This is a genomic window from Photorhabdus sp. P32 (assembly GCF_038085095.1).
Taxonomy (GTDB): Bacteria; Pseudomonadota; Gammaproteobacteria; order Enterobacterales; family Enterobacteriaceae; genus Photorhabdus; species Photorhabdus luminescens.
In genome coordinates, this window is the sequence record NZ_JAZGJN010000226.1 from 1 (window position 1) to 20,203 (window position 20,203).

Consider the following 20,203-nt stretch of genomic DNA (forward strand, 5'->3'; position numbering starts at 1 on the left):
TGCTTCTTCTGCGGGTAACGTCAAAATCCATCCCTGTTCAGGCTGAACCCGTCCTCCCCGCTGAAAGTACTTTACAACCCGAAGGCCTTCTTCATACACGCGGCATGGCTGCATCAGGCTTGCGCCCATTGTGCAATATTCCCCACTGCTGCCTCCCGTAGGAGTCTGGGCCGTGTCTCAGTCCCAGTGTGGCTGGTCATCCTCTCAGACCAGCTAGGGATCGTCGCCTAGGTAGGCCGTTACCCTACCTACCAGCTAATCCCATCTGGGTTCATCCGATGGCGTGAGGCCCTTTCAGGTCCCCCACTTTGGTCTCGCGACATTATGCGGTATTAGCCACCGTTTCCAGTGGTTATCCCCCGCCCTCGGGCAGATCCCCAGACATTACTCACCCGTCCGCCGCTCGTCAGCAAAAGCGCAAGCGCTTTCCTGTTACCGCTCGACTTGCATGTGTTAGGCCTGCCGCCAGCGTTCAATCTGAGCCATGATCAAACTCTTCAATTAAAAGCTTGATGCTCAAAGAATTGTCCTGTTAGTTCGTAATGAATTAACTGTTGTTCACTCTTCAAGACTTTAAAACGTATTTTTTTGTGATACGGTCTTGTGAGTGCCCACACAGATTGTCTGATTAATTGTTAAAGAGCAGGCCAAATCAAAAATTAATATTCTCGTTCAGCCGGGCTGCGTATACTACGCTTTTCGCCCGCAGAGTCAAGCGCTTATTCGCTTTTTCTCTGCCCGACCTCACAATGTTTATCAGCGTTGTGTCGGTCAGTGGTGGCGCATTATAGGGAGTTCTTTGACGCTGGCAATAATTATTTTTAAAAAAGTTAACGACCGATGATTATTCCATCAAATTTAACTTAAGTTATCAATTTTTCCAGTTTTGAGAATCCATATTCCTGCAAAATGGGGATTAATGCATCAGTATCAGCATTCATTTTCATACAATAAGCGAGACTATCTGCTGAAGTACAAACAAGGTTACTCTGATGTTTAACCAACCAAGCTGTTCTTCGGGCAATAGCGGCGCCAGAATCAATTAAGTGTGTGCCATCAGGGAGTATCTGAACTAATTCTTCTGCTAATAGTGGAAAATGAGTACAACCCAATACTACTGTGTCCGGTGGTTCTTTCATTCCTAGCCACGGCTTCAGTATCTTTTTTAAAGTGTCGGAAGAGACCTTACCACCATGCAGTTTAGCTTCAGCTAATTCTACTAATTCAGCAGAGCCTATAGATTCAATCCTGCAATCTGTCGCAAACTTTTCGATAAGTTCTTTTGTATAGGAACGATTAACTGTTGCCCTAGTCGCCAATAATCCAACAATACCATTACGAGTTAACTTTGCTGCGGGCTTTATCGCTGGAACCACACCAACGACCGGAAAGCTGAACCGCTCACGTAGAGCGGGTAAACTGACTGTACTTGCAGTGTTACATGCAATAACCGCTATTGTCAGGGGGTGTTTTTGTTGAACAGCCCCAACAATTTGAACGACTCGTTCAACAATAAATTCTTCCGATTTTTCACCATAAGGGAATGCTTCGTTATCAAAAGCATATATATAGTGGAGATCTGGCAATAATTGCCGTATCTCTTGGTAAATAGATAAGCCGCCTACCCCAGAATCAAACACTAAAACTGTCGGGCGCGCGGCTTTATTTAAATCAGAAGTTATAGCTCCCAGTGAGGTAGTATTCACGTCCTGGAATGCGATAGCCATAAACTGTCTCATAATCTTTATCAAGCAGGTTGGCTATTCTAGCACGAATTGTCAAATAGGAAGTGACTGGATATGAAACCGTTAAGTCCCAAAAGCTGACGCCGCCTAATTTCACACGTTTAGCTGGGAATGTATTGAAATCGTTGTCATAACGCCGCCCTAGATATTGATAAGTTAGCCCCCAATCAAAATCATATAGCTGCCAGTCAAGTTGATATTTCACTTGCTGCTTCGCTCGACGAACTAAAATTTCATTAGTTTCACCATTACGGGGGTCAATATACTGTACAGTCAATTGATGCTGAAAAATGCCTGTGTCCATTGAGCCAGTCCATTCAACACCTTTAATTTTTGCTCTACCAATATTGTAGTAACGGCTATTTGCATAATCGATCAATTGCTCAATCTCATTGCGATATACAGTCAGACGCCAATTTAGCTGGCCTGTGATGCCTTCAATACCACCTTCCCATTGTGTACTTTCTTCCGGTTTCAAATCATGATTACCACCAAAACCATACATCTGGCTAAGCGTTGGAGCCTTAAATGCCGTACCATAAGAAGCGATCAAACGATAATCTTTAATAAACTCCCAACCTAAACTGGCTTGCCATGTGGTATTCCAACCAGCTTCTGAATGTTTATCTGAACGAATTGCGCCTTCTAAAATAAAATCTTTCAGTTGTTGCTGTGCTGTCAGATACATTCCTGTATTACGTACCGTTTCACTCTTCGGAATATAACTGGTTCCAGCTTCTATGGATTGTTTTTGGAAATCGACACCTGTACTGACCATGCCCTGATATAGCTGAAAAGTATTTCCCCATTGCAGGTTATATTGTTCAGAATCATTAAGGCTAGCCGACCTATCATAACGCCCATATTGAGGATCAAAGTTATAGTCTTTTATATGGCTATAGCTTGCAATTAATTGGGATGAATAGATCCCCCTGTTAAACCTGACCCCGGTATCATAGTAGCGGCTATAAAGTTCACGAGTATCCGGTCTGGCATATGGATAACTCCAATTAATATCCGCATCATAAGATGTTCTATTGTCATAGCCATAAGCTCGAACAAATCCACTGACTTGCTCATTAAATTTTTGATCGACTCCCAACCAAAGCATTTTACTCATAAAGCCATCACGATCAGGCTGCCTAAAACCACCGGTATTACCATCAGCAACAACATCGTATCCTTTAGTGTAGGTATAGTTAGCTGCTGCTGTCAGGGTTATATTTTCAGCTAACTTTTGTTGAGTTGAGCCATCATAAGTCTGATAACCATGTGAGCCGATACCTACGTTAAAGTTGGTTCCTGGTTTCTCTCTGGTGGTAATGATATTAATAACACCACCAATAGCATCAGAACCATAAACAGCGGAACGTGGTCCGCGGACATATTCAATTTTTTGAACCAATGATACCGGTATTTGGCTTAAATCAGAGGAACCACTGATACCCGCTTGATTCAAACGTATTCCATCCATCAGTACTAATACATGACTAGAATGAGTGCCACGTATAAACAAAGAGCTTAACTGTCCAATACCGCCATGTTGAGCAATATCAACCCCGGGTAGACGGCGCAAAATATCGGCTACACTATTTGACTGCCAACGATCAATTTCATCTCGTGTTACAACAGTATAAGGAGCCAGTATGCTTGATACCGGCTGTTTAAAACGACTCGCCGTCACAACTAATGAATCCTGTGACTCCACCGCAACAGAGGTTTGATTCCAACTAGAAATCACCACAATTGAAACAGTGAACAATAAAAACCGATTTTTATTTATCATGAGAAAACATCCCACAATTTATTGTCAAAAGGATACGCTAAGAAGCGCTGAGCCTATTCATTATTCATAATAGTAAGCATAGACAGGATCATGTACGAGTAATAAGAAAACTGGACATCCTTTGCTCTTTCCCTACAATTTCGCACGAAAATTTTTCTTACTACAGATATAAGAGAACAAACATAATGCAAAATCCCCTGCCAACGGAAAGCTATGAGCAGCAACTGACGGAGAAGGTCAGCCGCTTAAAAAACATGATGACGCCTTTCCAGCCTCCGGAGCCAGAGGTTTTCCGCTCACCGCAATCCCATTACAGAATGCGAGCAGAATTTCGAATCTGGCATGAGCAGGATGATTTGTACCATATTATGTTCGATCAACAGACGAAACAGCGTATTCGTCTTGTTCAATTCCCTGTCGCCAGTAAATTAATCAACAAAATGATGATAGTATTGATTGACGCTATCAGATCGGAACAGATTTTGCGTCATAAGCTATTTCAAATTGATTATCTGTCTACTTGCAGTAATAAAATCCTTGTTTCTTTGCTTTATCACAAAAAACTAGGTGATGAATGGATACAACAGGCATTAAAACTGCGTGAGGAGTTAAGAAATAAAGGATTTGACGTTGAGTTAATCGGCAGAGCTGCTAAAACCAAAATCACATTGAATCATGATTATATTGATGAGGTTTTACCTATTGCAGGCCGGAAAATGATTTATCGCCAAGTGGAAAACAGCTTCACCCAGCCCAATGCTAGCGTCAATATTCATATGCTTGAATGGGCAATTAATATTACCAAGGATTCAAAAGGTGATTTACTTGAGCTTTACTGTGGTAATGGCAATTTCTCTCTGGCATTAGCTCAAAATTTTGAACGCGTATTGGCAACAGAAATCGCCAAGCCATCCGTTGCTGCCGCTCAATACAATATTGCAGCCAATGGTATTGATAATGTACAAATTATCCGAATGTCAGCAGAGGAATTCACCCAAGCAATGAATGGTGAACGCGAATTTAATCGCCTTCAGGGGATCGATTTAAAAAGCTATCAATGTGAAACTATTTTTGTCGATCCGCCTCGTAGCGGCCTTGATGAAAAAACGCTTGAGATGGTCCAAGCATATCCACGGATTCTTTATATTTCCTGTAACCCGGAAACCCTTTGCCATAATCTAGAAACATTAACCCAAACACATAAAATTAGCCGTCTGGCTCTATTTGATCAGTTTCCTTATACACATCATATGGAATGCGGCGTGCTTCTGGAAAAATTAAACTGATACTTGACGAACATTATAAAACAGAAATGCCGGCAGATAGTTATCTCGCCGGCGCTTTTCACCAATTAATGACTATTCTCTGTAATTACCTGGTTTTTACGAATTTTTACCTTTCTGTAAATCCAGAATACCAGTACAGTCCCCATTACCGCAGGTAGAAAATTAGAGCCAATTTCAGGGTATTCAACCCTGATAATCGCACTATAACTAAATAATCCTAATAGGAAACAGGCGACAACCAGCTTAGGCATTCCATCTGGCATGGAGTAATTCAAATAGCGCTGATGGATACAATAAATTGATAAAATCAGTGTTATCAATGGGAAAACTGAAAAAGAAACAACTGAGCTAAAAACTGCTGAAAACGTTCCATTCGTTGCTAATCCGACAATAAAAGCGAGTAATAATGTACTTTTATCTTGGCGATATTGTTCCATCATTTCGTTCTCCTCCTTCATAGTTATTTAAGTTTAGGGTTCGGTGGATTCATTTCTTTGCGATACCAATAATATGCACCTTTAGCAATCATCCGTAGCTGCAAGACTAAACGTTCCTCTAAACGCTGTCTTTTCTCCAAATCAATATCCAGTGCTTCTGCACCTGCACTGAATACTATTGTTACCATCGCCTCTGCCTGCACTTCAGTAAAATGCCTCGGCATACAGCTTTCCTGTTCTAAATAGTCTGCCAGTTCAGCAATAAAATGTTGTATTTCCCGTGCGACAGCGGCACGAAATTCAGCAGAGGTCCCTGAACGTTCACGTAATAATAATCGGAATGCATTTGGGTTATTACCGATAAATTCCATAAAAGTTGAAACAGACGTGCGGATGACACTGCCGCCTTTAGCAATACGTTGCCGGGCTTGCCTCATTAACTGACGTAACATCAAACCACTTTCATCTACCATAGTCAGCCCAAGCTCATCAACATCGCGAAAATGACGATAAAATGAAGTTGGCGCAATACCTGCTTCGCGGGCGACTTCACGCAAGCTAAGACTGGTAAAACTCCTTTCGGCACTCAACTGACTGAAAGCAGCTTCAATCAGTGAACGACGAGTTTTTTCTTTCTGTTTCGCTCTGATGCCGATAACGTTACTCACACGAATCCTGACTCTTTATCTGAACTACATGTTAAGAAATATACCAAATTTTAACGCGTTTGCCGTAATGATGTGCTTATCATGTCATTTATAATGATCAATGTCATTTTCTCAGCACATTTTCTTATTAGATATTAGGATGATAAAGGTGACTACACGCAGTCAAAAAATCATCAAGAGGAGCATTCCCCTTTGTTAATTCAATTCGGTCATTAGATAATTATTTATTTTCCAAAAGCTTCATGGTCTTATGCCAGATTAACGTAACGGGTAAAACTATGTTCAATTTACCCTAAACGATGACATAAAATCCTTATGACGATTGGGTTATTAAGTCAACCGATGTTAATATGGCGTTGTAATTTTGTGTAAAAACAGGTCTTTCCTCATATGCAACATATTCATTTTGACGCCATTGTCATTGGTTCTGGTCCCGGTGGAGAAGGAGCAGCAATGGGATTGGTGAAACAGGGTAAAAGCGTTGCTGTTATCGAACGCTATAATAATGTTGGTGGTGGTTGTACTCATTGGGGCACCATCCCGTCCAAAGCCCTCCGCCACGCCGTCAGCCGTATTATCGAATTTAACCAAAACCCTCTGTACAGCGATAATTCCCGCATTCTTCGCTCTTCATTTGCTGAAATCTTACGCCGTGCTGAAATGGTGATTAATCAGCAAACTAGAATGCGCCAGGGATTTTATGAACGTAATGGGTGTCGTATGTTTTCCGGAGAAGCAACATTCATTGATGATCACCGGGTGAGTGTGCGCTATGCCGACGATAACTACGATATTTTAAGCGCAGATAAGATTATTATCGCAACCGGTTCTCGTCCATATTGTCCACCAGATGTTGATTTCACCCATTCACGTATTTATAACAGCGATTCCATTCTGAAACTGGATCATGAACCGCGGCACGTCATTATTTATGGCGCCGGAGTAATTGGTTGCGAATATGCTTCAATCTTCCGTGGATTAGGCGTAAAAGTTGATTTGATCAACACTCGTAATCACTTACTGGCTTTCCTTGATCAAGAGATGTCAGATGCACTGTCTTACCATTTCTGGAATAGCGGTATAGTTATCCGCCACAATGAAGAATATTCTAAAATTGAAGGTGTTGATGATGGTGTTATCGTTCATCTCAAATCCGGTAAAAAAGTCAAAGCTGATTGTCTGCTTTATGCTAATGGCCGAACAGGTAATACTGATACTTTAGGGCTGAAAAACGTTGGTCTGGAAGCAGATAGCCGCGGTTTACTGAAAGTTAACAAAATCTATCAAACCAGCAATGAAAACATTTACGCTGTAGGAGATGTTATCGGTTATCCAAGCCTGGCCTCCGCCGCTTATGATCAAGGCCGAATTGCCGCCCAAGCAATGGCGAAAGGAAACGCCGAAGTTCATCTGATTGAAGATATTCCAACAGGTATCTATACCATTCCTGAAATCAGCTCTGTAGGTAAAACCGAACAACAATTAACAGCAATGAAAGTGCCTTATGAAGTTGGACGCGCGCAATTTAAACATCTTGCACGCGCACAAATTGCGGGGATGAACGTAGGAAGCCTGAAAATACTGTTCCATAGAGAAACAAAAGAGATTCTTGGTATTCATTGTTTCGGAGAACGTGCGGCTGAAATCATTCATATCGGCCAGGCGATTATGGAACAAAAAGGTGAAAGTAATACTATCGAATATTTCGTCAATACTACTTTCAACTATCCGACTATGGCTGAAGCCTATCGTGTCGCAGCTCTAAATGGCCTGAACCGGCTATTTTGATTGTTCGTAATAAGTGCCCATTTTAGCTCTAATAGCCTCTGCCAGTTGCTCATAGCGACCACGCAGAGGTGAACCAGGACGATAAATCAAAATAACAGATCGCCTAGGTTCAGGATTACTACACTCCAGATAACAAACACCATCACGTTTTTTCTCCTGTGGCACTGCCAGATCAGGCAACAAGGTTATTCCACTACCGGCAGCAACCATATTACGCAGAGTTTCCAAACTGGTTGCACGAAAATGGGTATCTTCCTTCGCGCCAGCCTGAAAACAAAACCCCATAGCCTGATCACGCAAGCAATGACCATCTTCTAGCATCAGCAATTTTTTACCTGCCAATTCATCCATAGCAATTTTTTCTCGCTCTGCCCAAGGATGGTCATCATAGATCGCTAGTTTCATCGGTTCTTCAAACAACGGCACTTCAATGAAGGCTTTTGTCTCCTTAACCATCACCAGAATCGCGCAATCCAATTTACCGCTATCCAACTGGGCTAACAGACTTTGTGTCTGGGCTTCATACAGATACATTTCCAACTTAGGAAACAAACTATGAAGCCCAGGAATAATATGAGGCAACAGATATGGGCCAATTGTGGGGATCAAACCAATATGCAGAGGACCAGACATATTTTCCCCTTGAAGTGACGCCATTTCCTGTAAGGTCCTCACCTCACGGAGAACTGTTCTGGCTTGTTCTACTAATAACATTCCTTGTTGAGTGAACAAAACTTTGCGGCTGGTGCGTTCCAATAACATGACACCCAGATCATCCTCAAGCTTACGAATTTGCCCGCTTAACGTAGGTTGGCTGACGTGGCAAGAATCAGCAGCATGGCGAAAGTGCCGATGCTCAGCAAGCGCCACAAGATATTCCAGATCGCGGATATTCATTCCCACCTCAACATATTTAATATAAATGATAGAAACTACCAATAGATAATTATATCAATGTGAGGAAAAGACTATCAGATAATCATTAAAAACTTATATATAAAGATCTCATTTATTTTACAGGGGATAGATTAATCCCCCCTGCTGATAATGACTAACTTAATTTTAGCCTCTGCTTAGCCTCTACAATCGCTTTCATGACCTGTTTTTGCGATACGCCACCTTTTGCAAGACGTTTGTCCAGACACGATTGCAGAGACAAAATATCATATACATCTTCAGTAATTGCACTGCTGAACTTCTGCAACTCTGTCAATGACAATGCTTCCAGCGCCTTACCCTGAGTAAGCGCCATAATCACAACTTCCCCAACAATATGGTGAGCTTCACGGAATGGAACACCTTTTGCAACCAAATAATCAGCTAATTCGGTCGCGTTAGCATAACCCTGTTTAGCTGCTTCTGCACAACGTGAACGCCTGACCTGAATGCCATCTAACACCAACGCTGCCATATGCAAACAATCTAGCCAAGTGTCCAACGCATCAAACAACCCCTCTTTATCCTCCTGCATATCTTTATTATAGGCCAGCGGCAGACCTTTTAAGGTCATCATCATACCGGTCAATGCCCCCTGCACCCGGCCACATTTCCCACGAATTAACTCCAATGCATCCGGGTTTTTCTTCTGTGGCATCAGAGAAGAACCGGAAGTGACTCGATCTGACAGTTCAATAAATCCTGCTTCACCGCTATTAAAGAAAATTAGGTCTTCCGCAAAACGGGAAAGATGGATCATACTGATACTGGCATTAGATAGCAGTTCCAATACATGGTCACGATCTGAAACACTATCCAAGCTGTTACGCGTCGCTGAAGTAAAACCTAGCCACGATGCAAGTTGTTCGCGGTCAATATCATAAGCGGTTCCAGCCAATGCACCACACCCAAGCGGGCTGGTATTCAGTCGTTTTAACGTATCCTGTAACCGATTTTCATCACGGACCAACATTTCTACATATGCTAAACACCAGTGAGCAAAGGTAATAGGCTGTGCTCTTTGCAGATGGGTATAGCCCGGCATCACCGCATCCTGATTATTTTCCGCGGTAACCACCAATGCCTGCTGTAACTCAACAATTGCCTGATGGAGATGTGAAATGTATTCTTTACACCAAAGTTTGAGATCTGTTGCCACCTGATCATTACGGCTACGGCCAGTATGGAGCTTTTTACCCAGCTCGCCAACTTTACTGATCAACTGCCCTTCTACCCAACTATGGATATCTTCTGCATCACTTTGCAAGATGGCTTGTGGATTAGACTGAACCTCATTCAGCAATTCATTTAATGCCAACTCCAGTTTTTGTTGTTCCTCAACGGTTAGCACGCCAACCGTTACCAGCGCTTTCGACCATGCAACTGAACCGGTAATGTCCTGTTCCGCCAACCGGTAATCAAAGCGAAGTGAATCGTTAAATTGTTTGAACCGTTGATCTGCTTTCTGACTGAAACGCCCGCCCCAGAGTGCCATATTTTCGTTCCTGATTATCTGATGTCTGAGTGATTTATTGTCTTTTATAAACGCAAAATGGAGATAATAGGCCAGAAAAATCAAGTATTAAGAATAAGTTAACAACTTAACCATTATCTCCACAACTACGAACGATGAAATTACTCTTTACTATTTAATGCCCGAATACGTGAAGAGAGCGAATACAGGCGGATGAATCCTGCTGCATGGCTGTGATCGTAAACCTCATCTTCACCAAACGTTGCAAACGCTTCAGAATAAAGGCTATTTGTGGATCTCTTCTGGATCGCTGTCACCTGGCCTTTATAGAGTTGCAATACGACTTCACCGCTGACATCCTCAGCCAACGCCTCTGCGGCTGCCTGAATAGACTGACGTAGCGGGGCAAACCAACGTCCGTCATAAACGACATAGGACATTTCCAGCCCAAGCTGCTGACGCCACTTAAAGCTATCGCGGTCCAGAACCAGTTGTTCAACACCACGCAACGCGGCCATCATAATGGTCCCTCCCGGTGTTTCATAACAACCGCGAGATTTTATGCCCACCAGCCGGTTTTCCACGATATCGATCCGACCGATACCATGTTTTGCCCCCATAACATTCAGCGCTTCAAGGCATTGATATGGAGACATTATCTTGCCGTTGACTCCAACAACCTCGCCTTTCTCAATCGTGACACTGACCAATTCCGCTTCATTTGGCGCCTCTTCTGGATCAACTGTCCACACCCAACAATCTTTATTGGATGCATTCCAGGTGCTTTCCAGTACGCCACCTTCGGTCGAGATATGCCATGCATTTTCATCACGGCTGTAAATTTTCTCCAATGTTGCCGTGGTTGGAATATCTCGCACTTTCAGGTAATCCAACAACGCTTCACGAGAACGCAAATCCCACTCTCTCCACGGCGCAATTACTTTTAGCTGAGGGGCTAATGCCGTATAAGTGCTTTCAAACCGAACCTGATCGTTACCCTTACCTGTTGCGCCATGAGCAAGTGCATCTGCCCCTACTTTCAGTGCCAACTCAACCTGTGCTTTAGCAATAATTGGTCTTGCCATTGAAGTGCCCAACAAATAGCTACCTTCATACAAAGCACCGGTTTTCAGTACCGGATAAACATAATCTTTAATGAATTCCTCACGTAGATCTACAACGTGACATTCTGATGCGCCAGATCGTAAAGCTTTCTGCTCCACACCCTCCAGATCTTCACGGCTTTGTCCCACATCAGCGACAAACGCAACAACTTCACAATTGTCATAATGCTCTTTCAGCCAAGGAATAATGGCAGAAGTATCCAGACCACCAGAATAGGCAAGAACGATCTTTTTAATATCTTTAGTATGCATGAAGTTATCCTTTGAAATTCCGTTGTTATTTATCAGCAAAGCTTTGCCGAAAATTAATCAAACTTAATTTAAGCCAGAATACGAGTACCGACGGGAACACCGTTAAACAGGTCGGTCAGTTGATCTGCATGACGCCAACTGGCGATATCTACCGGGCGACCTAGTGTCCTAGCTGCATCTAAAGCAGCATCCACCTTCACAATCATGCCGTCAGTAATGATGCCATGTGCAATAAGTTGCTCTGCTTTCTCAGCATTTATGTCAGGGATTTTCTGCCCTTTACCATCCAAAATACCGCTAACATCAGAGAGCAATACTAAATCAGCGCCTAGTGTCTGAGCTACCGCCGTTGCTGCCTGATCAGCATTCACATTCATCAACTCTCCTTTATCTGTTACCCCAATCGAGCTGATAATGGGTATGTAACCTGCATCCAGTAGCGTTTTCAACAACTTAGCATCGCCCGGTATTGCTTTCCCCACATGCCCCAACTCTTCATTCAGTTGGGAAACTTTGACCACATTACCATCTCCTAAATATAATCCAACTGATGCAAGTTGATATTTAGTCGCCCACGACAACAAGGTTTTATTGGCTATACCAGCCAATGCGCCGGTGATAATCCCAATCTGATCTGCGGGAGTTACCCGTAATCCTTGCTCCTTTACTATTGGCAGTTGCAACTTCTGCATCAGTTCATCCACCAAATAACCACCACCATGAACAATAACCAACTGGCGTTCGTATGTTTGCCGATATTCCTGCAATGTAGTAAACACGCGCTCCAATGCTTCTTCATTGTCCAGTAACACGCCACCTAACTTTATGACTAAAGGTTCCATCTGCTCTACTCCTTCACGTCAATAATTAAAGTAATGCCTGAGTTTCTTCAAACCCAAAACGTATATTCATACACTGAACCGCCTGAGCTGCCGCACCTTTCAGAAGATTATCCTCAGTACCTACAACAATCAGGTGGTCACCCTGTACAACAAAACCGATATCACAGAACGGTAACCCAATAACGGATTTCAATGCCGGCACTCCTTTGCTGTAGAGCCTCACCAATGGCTTATCTTTGTATGCTTGCTGATAAACTTCATTTATCTGTTCTGCGGTAACACCCGGCTTCAATTTACAGGTAATTGTGGCGAGAATACCTCGTGCGAAATTGCCAAGATGCGGAGTAAAAATCACCCTGGTTCCCAGATGTTCCTCAATCTCCGGTTGATGGCGATGGGTAAATATTCCATAAGGTTGTAAACTGATTTCGCAGAAACTGTTGGTCATATTGGCTTTCCGACCTGCTCCACTCACACCACTAGTAGCATTAATCACTGGATAATGGCTGGTATCTAGCAAATTATTTTCCAACAGTGGCTTCAGAGAGAGTTGAGAAACTGTTGGGTAACACCCCGGTACAGCAACCAATTGAGCCTGTTTGATCTTTTCAGACTGCCATTCGGCAAGTCCATATACTGCTTGTGTTAACCATTGAGTATGCTTATGTTTGAATCCGTAGTATTGTTGGTAAATCTGAGCGTTTTGTACGCGATAGGCACCGGAGAGATCGAATACAGTGCAACCTGCCGCCAGAAATAGCGGCGCAATGTCATGACTAACTTCATGGGCGGTGGCAAGGAAAACCACATCAATCCCTTTAGCAGCATTAATAATATCAGTCATTGGTTGCAGCGGTAGATCAACAATGCCTTTATACTGTGGATGTAAATCTGAGAAGCATTTATCTGCATCAACGCTCTGAGCAGAAACCATAAGTCTAATCAGATTCGTATACGGGTGACGATGCAGATATGCTGCCAGTTCTGCTCCGGTGTAACCACTTGCACCAACAACCAGCGTATTCAACATAGGATATCTTACCTTGTGCTCAGTATTTAAACAGGATAATGTATTTTTATTCAAAAAAAATGCATGAATATTGATACTATCATGAATAAAGGCTGTCAACAGTGAATATTAAATTACCTCCATTTATTGAGCTATTTCAGCAATTAATTGCTACTCCATCTATCAGCGCCACCGATGTCAGTATTGACCAGAGTAATGAATCTCTCATCAACCTACTGGCAAGTTGGTTAAAGGAAATTGGTTTCGAGATTGAGATACAACCCGTCCCCGAAGCCCACAGAAAATACAATCTACTGGCAACACTGGGGAGTGGCCCAGGTGGGCTACTCTTATGTGGACACACTGATACTGTCCCCTTTGACGATGGGCGCTGGACTAAAGATCCCTTCACCCTGACAGAGCGAGATAACAAACTGTACGGTTTAGGTACAGCAGATATGAAAGGCTTTTTCGCCTTTATTATTGATGCGTTGCGGGACATTGATGTCAGTAAAATAACCCATCCGCTGTACATTCTGGCAACCGCAGATGAAGAGACGACAATGGCGGGAGCACGTTATTTTGCTGCAAGTACCGCTATTCGACCAGATTTCGCGATTATCGGCGAACCGACTTCATTGCATCCTATCTGCGCACATAAAGGACATTTATCTAATGCTATCCGCATTGTTGGCCAATCCGGGCATTCCAGTGATCCAGACCGTGGCATAAACGCCATTGATTTGATGCACGAATCTATTGGTCACTTGATTGAGCTACGCAATACGCTAAAAGAGCGTTATAACAACCCGGCATTTGCCATTCCATATCCAACTATGAATTTCGGCTATATTCATGGAGGTGACGCAGTAAATCGTATTTGTGCCCATTGTGAATTACATATGGATATTCGCCCATTACCGGGCCTAACGTTGCAGGATCTGAACGGACTGTTAAATGAAGCACTAGAACCCGTGAAACAACGTTGGCCTGGCCGTCTGACTATCAACGAATTACATCCCCCTATTCCCGGTTATGCATGCCCAACCGATCACAAGATGATTGATGTGATAGAGAAACTGCTAGGCCGCAAGGCTGAAACGGTCAACTACTGTACCGAAGCGCCATTCATTCAGGAATTATGTCCGACATTAGTCCTTGGCCCAGGATCTATTGAACAGGCACATCAACCAGATGAATTCATTGATATGTCGTTTATTGAACCCACCAGAAAGATAATTTCCCAGTTAATAGATCATTTTTGTCTAAGCAATAGTTAATCGTTTTACTCGTCCCCCAAAAGGCAGGGGGACTCAAGCAACAAAAGCACCTTCCTCAAGCCTTCCGCGCATAAGTAATACTTATGGAACATGACCTGTCATTAAATTTTAGAAATTTCGCCCAAACTGATGATTTTCTGATATGAATATGAGGGTTTAGGGTAAATACGACACAGTGGCGACACAAAAAAACAACTTTCTGCCACTTAAATTAAATTTTTCTACAGGAACAGAATCAACATTCTGCCAGCAATAAAGGCCAAGAGTCACATGAATCAACAATATTCCGCAATGCGCAGTAATGTCAGCATGCTAGGTAAGCTGCTCGGAGACACAATCAAAGAAGCATTAGGAGAAGATATCCTCGATAAAGTCGAGACTATCCGCAAATTATCCAAATCATCCCGCGCAGGCAATGAAACACACCGCCAGCAACTATTATCAACCTTGCAAAACCTATCTAATGATGAACTATTGCCAGTTGCCCGCGCTTTCAATCAATTTCTCAACCTGACAAACGTCGCAGAACAGTATCACAGCATCTCTCCACATGGTGAAGCTGCCAGTAACCCCGTTGCGTTAGCGAAATTATTCACCCGTTTAAAAGAAAAAAATTTCAGTAACGACGATCTGAAAAAAGCAGTAAACGAATTATCTATTGAGCTGGTTCTCACCGCTCACCCAACTGAGATCGCGCGTCGTACATTGATCCATAAACTGGTGGCCGTTAACACCTGCCTATCACAACTCGATCATGATGATCTCGCGGATTATGAGCGTAACAACATTATGCGCCGTCTGCGTCAATTAGTTGCCCAGTCATGGCATACCGATGAAATCCGCAAAATCCGTCCTACCCCAATTGATGAAGCTAAATGGGGGTTTGCTATGGTGGAAAACAGCTTGTGGGAAGGTGTACCGGCATTCTTACGTGAATTCAATGAACAACTGGAAGAGTCAATCAATTACAGCTTGCCAGTCGAAGCAGTACCTGTTCGCTTTACTTCCTGGATGGGCGGCGACCGGGACGGCAACCCGAATGTCACATCTGAAGTTACTCGCCATGTGTTACTCCTTAGCCGCTGGAAAGCAGCGGATCTATTCCTGAAAGATATTCAGGTTCTGGTTTCTGAGCTATCCATGTCTGAATGTACACCAGAAGTTCGTAAACTGGCGGGTGGTGATGAAATTCTAGAACCTTACCGAGAAATTGCTAAAAAACTGCGGACACAACTCAGCAATACGCTGACCTATTTAGAGAAACAACTGAAAGGTGAACAAGTTCTGCCACCCACTGATTTGCTGGTGGACAATGAACAGCTTTGGCAACCACTTTACGCCTGTTATCAGTCACTAAAAACCTGCGGGATGGAAATCATCGCCAATGGTCAATTATTGGATATCTTACGCCGTATCCGTTGTTTCGGCTTATCGCTGGTACGCATTGATGTACGCCAAGAAAGCACTCGCCATACAACCGCGATTTCTGAACTGACGCAATACCTAGAATTAGGCAACTACACTAGTTGGTCAGAAGAAGAGAAACAAGCTTTCCTGCTACATGAACTGCGTTCTAAACGTCCATTGATCCCACATAACTGGCAACCAAGCGCTGAAACACAAGAAGTTTTCGCAACCTGCAAAGTCATTGCAGAGTCACCGCAAGACGCTATCGCCGCTTACGTTATCTCAATGGCTAAAGTGCCTTCTGATGTACTAGCGGTTCATTTGCTACTGAAAGAAGCTGGTTGTCCGTTTACCTTACCCGTTGCCCCGCTATTCGAAACCCTTGATGACCTGAATAATGCCGAAAATGTCATTCAGCAATTAATGAATATTAAATGGTATCGCGCGCTGATTCAGGACAAACAGATGGTGATGATTGGTTACTCTGATTCAGCAAAAGATGCCGGAGTGATGGCTGCTGCCTGGGCGCAGTACCGAGCACAGGACGCCTTAATCAAGGTCTGTGAAAACGAGGGCGTCACACTGACCTTGTTCCACGGTCGCGGAGGTACTATCGGCCGTGGCGGTGCGCCGGCACATGCTGCTCTGCTTTCCCAACCACCAGGAAGCCTGAAAGGCGGCCTACGTGTGACTGAACAGGGTGAAATGATCCGCTTTAAATTCGGTCTGCCACAGGTCACTATCAGTAGCTTAGCCTTGTATACCAGTGCAATTCTGGAAGCAAACCTATTGCCGCCACCGGAGCCTAAACCAGAGTGGCATCAGGTGATGGATACCCTGTCTGATGTTTCCTGCAAAATGTATCGTGATTATGTGCGTGAACAGCCCGATTTTGTACCCTATTTCCGTGCCGCAACACCAGAACAGGAATTAGCAAAACTGCCTTTGGGTTCTCGCCCAGCCAAACGTCATCCGGCAGGTGGTGTAGAAAGTTTACGCGCTATCCCGTGGATTTTCGCCTGGACACAAAATCGCCTTATGTTGCCAGCCTGGTTAGGAGCAGGCGCTGCGTTACAAAAAGTTGTGGATGAGGGAAAACAAGATGTACTAGCAGAAATGTGCCGGGATTGGCCTTTCTTTACCACTCGCATTGGGATGTTGGAAATGGTCTTCGCCAAAGCTGATTTATGGTTGGCAGAATATTACGATCATCGTCTGGTAGATAAGAGCTTATGGCCGTTAGGTCAGAAACTACGTGAGCAACTCTCTGCGGATATTAAGACGGTATTAGCTATTTCCAAAGATGAACACCTGATGGCAGATTTACCGTGGATTGCAGAATCAATCGCCTTGCGTAATGTTTACACTGATCCATTAAACGTCCTACAGGCAGAGCTATTACTGCGTTCCCGTCAGCAACAACATCCCGATCCTCAGGTTGAACAAGCGTTAATGGTAACCATTGCCGGTATCGCAGCAGGAATGCGGAATACAGGTTAGCAGCAGTCAGTGGTAAGCAATTTCCGTGCAACAGTAGCGACATTATTGAGCACAGTACGGGTATCTTTCTCCAAATAACCCGTGCAAAATGTGCTCAATAGGCAATAAAAAAGAAGCCATTTTTCATCAGCCAAAACCCAATTTAAGAAAATTTTCTTATTATTTTACAGTCGGGCATTCACAACAAAACAAGAAAAAACACGACAAGACCAGCTTAAATTTCACCAATTACATAAATAAAATTTGATAATGTGATTTTTGCTCACTTCCCTAGAATTGTGCTTTTCCATTTCTAAGAGGATTCAGTCGTGAAGAAAAATAAACTTGCCATGTTGTTATCTGTTGCTTCCTTGTTTGGCATTAACGCCTATGCCCAAACAGAGCAACCAAAAGAGGTCCCTACTACTCAAAATGCTCTAGCAGCGCAATCCCAGCTACTACCTAACCCTGAGAGCCCTATCCGGGCCGAAGAAGAGAAAAAGCTCGACATTAAATCTGGGGTAGCTTACGCCCCTGCACCTCCGCTAACCAATATGTGGGTCTATGCCGTTGGCTCAACGAATTGCGGGTGGGAATACACTTCCAACTTGCCGGTGACAAACTGCAATCACGGAGGACAGCAACTCCGCGCCGCAGTTCTGGAAATTGGCTACGGATATAACTCCTTTGCTTGGATGAACGGCGGCGCACTGCCATACTCGCTGTACTCTTCTACGCCTGTTTGCATCACAAACGGGTACTACAATTGGCCATGTGCTGCGGGCCAAATTGTAGTTGGCTTCCTTAAGGAATACAGCCTTGATGGCTACCAAAACGGTATCTTCAGCTACCAGAACACTTCCGCTAATTGGCCTCGAAATACCATGTCAGCGCAGATTAGCATTCTTTGACCTGCCTGAAACCTACTTAAGGGGCGGGAAACCGCCCCTATTCATTTTCACGCACAAGTATCGACACGATAGTTTAGCCTCGTAATCAAGCAATTATATCAAATTAATTTAAAAGTCTATTCCTGTGAATTTCTCACAAATTATTTTCGTTAAGTTCCCCTGTAGGAGAACCTGTACCCGGTAATAAGGCCATTAATCAACGAGCGGTATAACGAATGCACAAAATAATATCACTCGTGGTTTGCAATAATACACCTAATTAAGCTCTTAAGGCTTTTCGCCTAAACTTTGTGCCACGAACTCCCTTGGATACTAAACGGAGGCCATTCTTGGCTTTCGGTGATAGAGGCCGTAGCCGTAAGGTCCCTGGCTTGCTGTAACATCCGCTCGACCAAACTGGCCAACAACTCGGCATCCAATCTCTCCAGCCATTCACGGCTCCAGAGCAGAGTCTCGCCCTCACCACTGCGGCTCAATTGCAGTGATGGCCAGTCGGCCAGTGTAGCCAACGAACGAGGTTCGACATTACCTAGCGGGATAAACAAAGTCACCAGTTCGTCGCGTTGGCGAATATGTAAGCTAAAAGGACCGAGAGGTAGATCGAGTCCCTCCGAGTGCAGAGATTCTTCGGTCTGTCCGAGGCGTCGGCACAGCTCCGATAATAAGGCATTGAACATAGTTACTCTTTATGGTTATCGAACACAGATTCAGTCGGCGGCCACAGGTTGACGATCGGAGGATTACTTGGCGTACCTTGCAATTTACCACCTATGGTCGCAGCCCAAGGATCGATGACATATGCCTGGGAACCCCAAGTTTCGGGTTTATTAAGTTCACTATTGGGATCGCGCCCGACCACCACGAAGCAGTGGGTCTGGGTATGCCCCTTGGAGCCACGATGAGCGACTACCTCAATGCGCTGTTGGTCACCTTGATTGTGCTTCATCAGTTCGGCTGCCGCAGAATAGGCCAAGGTAGTGCAGCAACCAGCCTGAGCTTGAGCGACACGAGCAGCGATAGATTGCAGTTGGTTGAGGCTAACGTTGCCTTGTCTAGCGGCGATAGCCGCCATGTTGGACATCATGTTGGCTTGGTTGTTACCCCTCAGGCGCTCCGGGCTGTCATTGAATAACCGCAATCTCTCCATAATTTGCTGATAATGAAGATGTTGCTTGCTGACGAAAGTACCGGCATCGGTGCATGCGTAAGTCCCCATCTTCTGTAAGGCTGGCATAGCCTGCTGTAACATCGCTTGGGAACCGGACGCCATTACCTTTGGTTGAAAGGTACGCACCACGGCGCCTTGCTCTGCCAGACCCTGTTTAAGCTCGGCAAGGAGGGTGCTACGGGCCGCCACCTCTTTGGGGTGGTGGTTCTCCCAGTGCTGGATAGCATCCTGCACCCGTTGGGCTTGCGCGCTGTTGGGAGCACTCTGCAACTGGCGCAATTCGGTGATCAAATGCTTGAGATCCGAGCTCTGGAAATGCAGCGGACCACGTCGGACAGACTGTTCAAACAAGCGGTTGCCCTGTTCAAGTAGGGGAGAAACTGAGACGTTCTGAGGAACTTGAGTTTGGCTAAGCGGTGCATGGCCGCCAATGTGCTGAATATGCATTATCCTTTCCAGAATTAGGTTAATAAGTTGACTAAGGGCATCTTAGTATTTTTCCTGCCCTACTTATGTAAAAAAGTGACCCGATTTTTATCTGTTTTAGGTGTCAGAAGAGAAGGATTATTCGGGGATAGGTATCCAGGGTTATTGAACCACAACAGTTCATA

The 20,203-nt window shown here is 44.1% G+C and carries 15 protein-coding genes and 1 rRNA gene; 5 read left to right on the top strand and 11 right to left on the bottom strand.

Annotated elements, in window-relative coordinates; genetic code table 11:
• The 3 genes from V2H77_RS05880 to btuB form a co-directional block, all read right to left on the bottom strand.
• A 16S ribosomal RNA gene (locus tag V2H77_RS05880) occupies positions 1-504 on the bottom strand; the annotation flags it as partial.
• A 359-nt stretch (positions 505-863) separates the two neighbouring features.
• Complete coding sequence (gene murI / locus V2H77_RS05885; RefSeq protein ID WP_341498067.1) at positions 864-1,727, bottom strand: glutamate racemase; 864 nt, start codon at positions 1,725-1,727, stop codon at positions 864-866.
• Positions 1,672-3,531: a TonB-dependent vitamin B12 receptor BtuB gene (gene btuB, locus V2H77_RS05890; RefSeq protein WP_341498068.1), complete on the bottom strand. Its 1,860-nt coding sequence runs from the start codon at positions 3,529-3,531 to the stop codon at positions 1,672-1,674. The genes murI and btuB overlap by 56 nt, the downstream gene beginning before the upstream one ends.
• A 182-nt stretch (positions 3,532-3,713) precedes the next feature.
• Between btuB and trmA the strand changes: the two genes are divergently transcribed.
• Entirely contained in the window at positions 3,714-4,817 is a 1,104-nt protein-coding gene (trmA, locus tag V2H77_RS05895) for a tRNA (uridine(54)-C5)-methyltransferase TrmA (RefSeq protein WP_341498078.1), read from the top strand.
• A 65-nt stretch (positions 4,818-4,882) separates the two neighbouring features.
• Here the strand turns inward: trmA and V2H77_RS05900 are convergent, their stop codons facing one another.
• Both V2H77_RS05900 and fabR read right to left on the bottom strand, forming a co-directional pair.
• On the bottom strand, positions 4,883-5,254 hold the full coding sequence (locus tag V2H77_RS05900; protein ID WP_341498079.1) for a YijD family membrane protein: 372 nt from the start codon (positions 5,252-5,254) through the stop codon (positions 4,883-4,885).
• A 23-nt stretch (positions 5,255-5,277) separates the two neighbouring features.
• Complete coding sequence (gene fabR / locus V2H77_RS05905) at positions 5,278-5,922, bottom strand: HTH-type transcriptional repressor FabR (RefSeq protein ID WP_049584869.1); 645 nt, start codon at positions 5,920-5,922, stop codon at positions 5,278-5,280.
• Between the two features lie 390 nt (positions 5,923-6,312).
• Between fabR and sthA the strand changes: the two genes are divergently transcribed.
• On the top strand, positions 6,313-7,710 hold the full coding sequence (gene sthA, locus V2H77_RS05910; RefSeq protein WP_036782578.1) for a Si-specific NAD(P)(+) transhydrogenase: 1,398 nt from the start codon (positions 6,313-6,315) through the stop codon (positions 7,708-7,710).
• On the opposite strand, the gene oxyR is transcribed toward sthA, so the two are convergent.
• The 5 genes from oxyR to argC all read right to left on the bottom strand — a co-directional run bounded on the left by oxyR (position 7,702) and on the right by argC (position 13,368).
• A complete protein-coding gene (gene oxyR, locus V2H77_RS05915) occupies positions 7,702-8,607 on the bottom strand; it encodes a DNA-binding transcriptional regulator OxyR (RefSeq protein ID WP_341498069.1) in 906 nt (301 codons plus the stop codon). The two genes, sthA and oxyR, sit on opposite strands and share 9 nt — an antisense overlap.
• 154 nt (positions 8,608-8,761) lie before the next feature.
• Complete coding sequence (argH, locus tag V2H77_RS05920) at positions 8,762-10,141, bottom strand: argininosuccinate lyase (RefSeq protein WP_341498070.1); 1,380 nt, start codon at positions 10,139-10,141, stop codon at positions 8,762-8,764.
• A gap of 140 nt (positions 10,142-10,281) precedes the next feature.
• Positions 10,282-11,496 carry an argininosuccinate synthase gene (locus V2H77_RS05925; protein ID WP_341498071.1) on the bottom strand — a complete coding sequence of 405 codons (1,215 nt, stop codon included), beginning with the start codon at positions 11,494-11,496 and terminating at the stop codon, positions 10,282-10,284.
• A gap of 68 nt (positions 11,497-11,564) precedes the next feature.
• Positions 11,565-12,338, bottom strand: coding sequence for an acetylglutamate kinase (argB, locus tag V2H77_RS05930; protein WP_341498072.1), 774 nt, complete (start codon positions 12,336-12,338; stop codon positions 11,565-11,567).
• A gap of 25 nt (positions 12,339-12,363) precedes the next feature.
• Positions 12,364-13,368 carry an N-acetyl-gamma-glutamyl-phosphate reductase gene (gene argC / locus V2H77_RS05935; protein ID WP_341498073.1) on the bottom strand — a complete coding sequence of 335 codons (1,005 nt, stop codon included), beginning with the start codon at positions 13,366-13,368 and terminating at the stop codon, positions 12,364-12,366.
• Between the two features lie 101 nt (positions 13,369-13,469).
• Here argC and argE point away from each other — a divergent pair, with 101 nt between their 5' ends.
• The 3 genes from argE (at position 13,470) to V2H77_RS05950 (ending at position 18,424) form a co-directional block, all read left to right on the top strand.
• Entirely contained in the window at positions 13,470-14,627 is a 1,158-nt protein-coding gene (gene argE, locus V2H77_RS05940; RefSeq protein ID WP_265381116.1) for an acetylornithine deacetylase, read from the top strand.
• A 270-nt stretch (positions 14,628-14,897) separates the two neighbouring features.
• On the top strand, positions 14,898-17,534 hold the full coding sequence (gene ppc, locus V2H77_RS05945) for a phosphoenolpyruvate carboxylase (RefSeq protein WP_341498074.1): 2,637 nt from the start codon (positions 14,898-14,900) through the stop codon (positions 17,532-17,534).
• Between the two features lie 308 nt (positions 17,535-17,842).
• Entirely contained in the window at positions 17,843-18,424 is a 582-nt protein-coding gene (locus tag V2H77_RS05950) for a YolA family protein (RefSeq protein ID WP_341498075.1), read from the top strand.
• Between the two features lie 679 nt (positions 18,425-19,103).
• Here V2H77_RS05950 and V2H77_RS05955 read toward each other — a convergent pair.
• On the bottom strand, positions 19,104-19,871 hold the full coding sequence (locus tag V2H77_RS05955) for a hypothetical protein (protein WP_341498076.1): 768 nt from the start codon (positions 19,869-19,871) through the stop codon (positions 19,104-19,106).
• Between the last annotated feature and the right edge of the window lie 332 nt (positions 19,872-20,203).

What these genes read in the sequence shown, in the direction of transcription:
- murI (WP_341498067.1), bottom strand. Translation starts at nt 1,727, where the DNA reads ATGGCTATCGCATTCCAGGACGTGAATACTACCTCACTGGGAGCTATA.
- btuB (WP_341498068.1), bottom strand. Translation starts at nt 3,531, where the DNA reads ATGATAAATAAAAATCGGTTTTTATTGTTCACTGTTTCAATTGTGGTG.
- V2H77_RS05900 (WP_341498079.1), bottom strand. Translation starts at nt 5,254, where the DNA reads ATGGAACAATATCGCCAAGATAAAAGTACATTATTACTCGCTTTTATT.
- sthA (WP_036782578.1), top strand. Translation starts at nt 6,313, where the DNA reads ATGCAACATATTCATTTTGACGCCATTGTCATTGGTTCTGGTCCCGGT.
- oxyR (WP_341498069.1), bottom strand. Translation starts at nt 8,607, where the DNA reads ATGAATATCCGCGATCTGGAATATCTTGTGGCGCTTGCTGAGCATCGG.
- argH (WP_341498070.1), bottom strand. Translation starts at nt 10,141, where the DNA reads ATGGCACTCTGGGGCGGGCGTTTCAGTCAGAAAGCAGATCAACGGTTC.
- V2H77_RS05925 (WP_341498071.1), bottom strand. Translation starts at nt 11,496, where the DNA reads ATGCATACTAAAGATATTAAAAAGATCGTTCTTGCCTATTCTGGTGGT.
- argB (WP_341498072.1), bottom strand. Translation starts at nt 12,338, where the DNA reads ATGGAACCTTTAGTCATAAAGTTAGGTGGCGTGTTACTGGACAATGAA.
- argC (WP_341498073.1), bottom strand. Translation starts at nt 13,368, where the DNA reads ATGTTGAATACGCTGGTTGTTGGTGCAAGTGGTTACACCGGAGCAGAA.
- ppc (WP_341498074.1), top strand. Translation starts at nt 14,898, where the DNA reads ATGAATCAACAATATTCCGCAATGCGCAGTAATGTCAGCATGCTAGGT.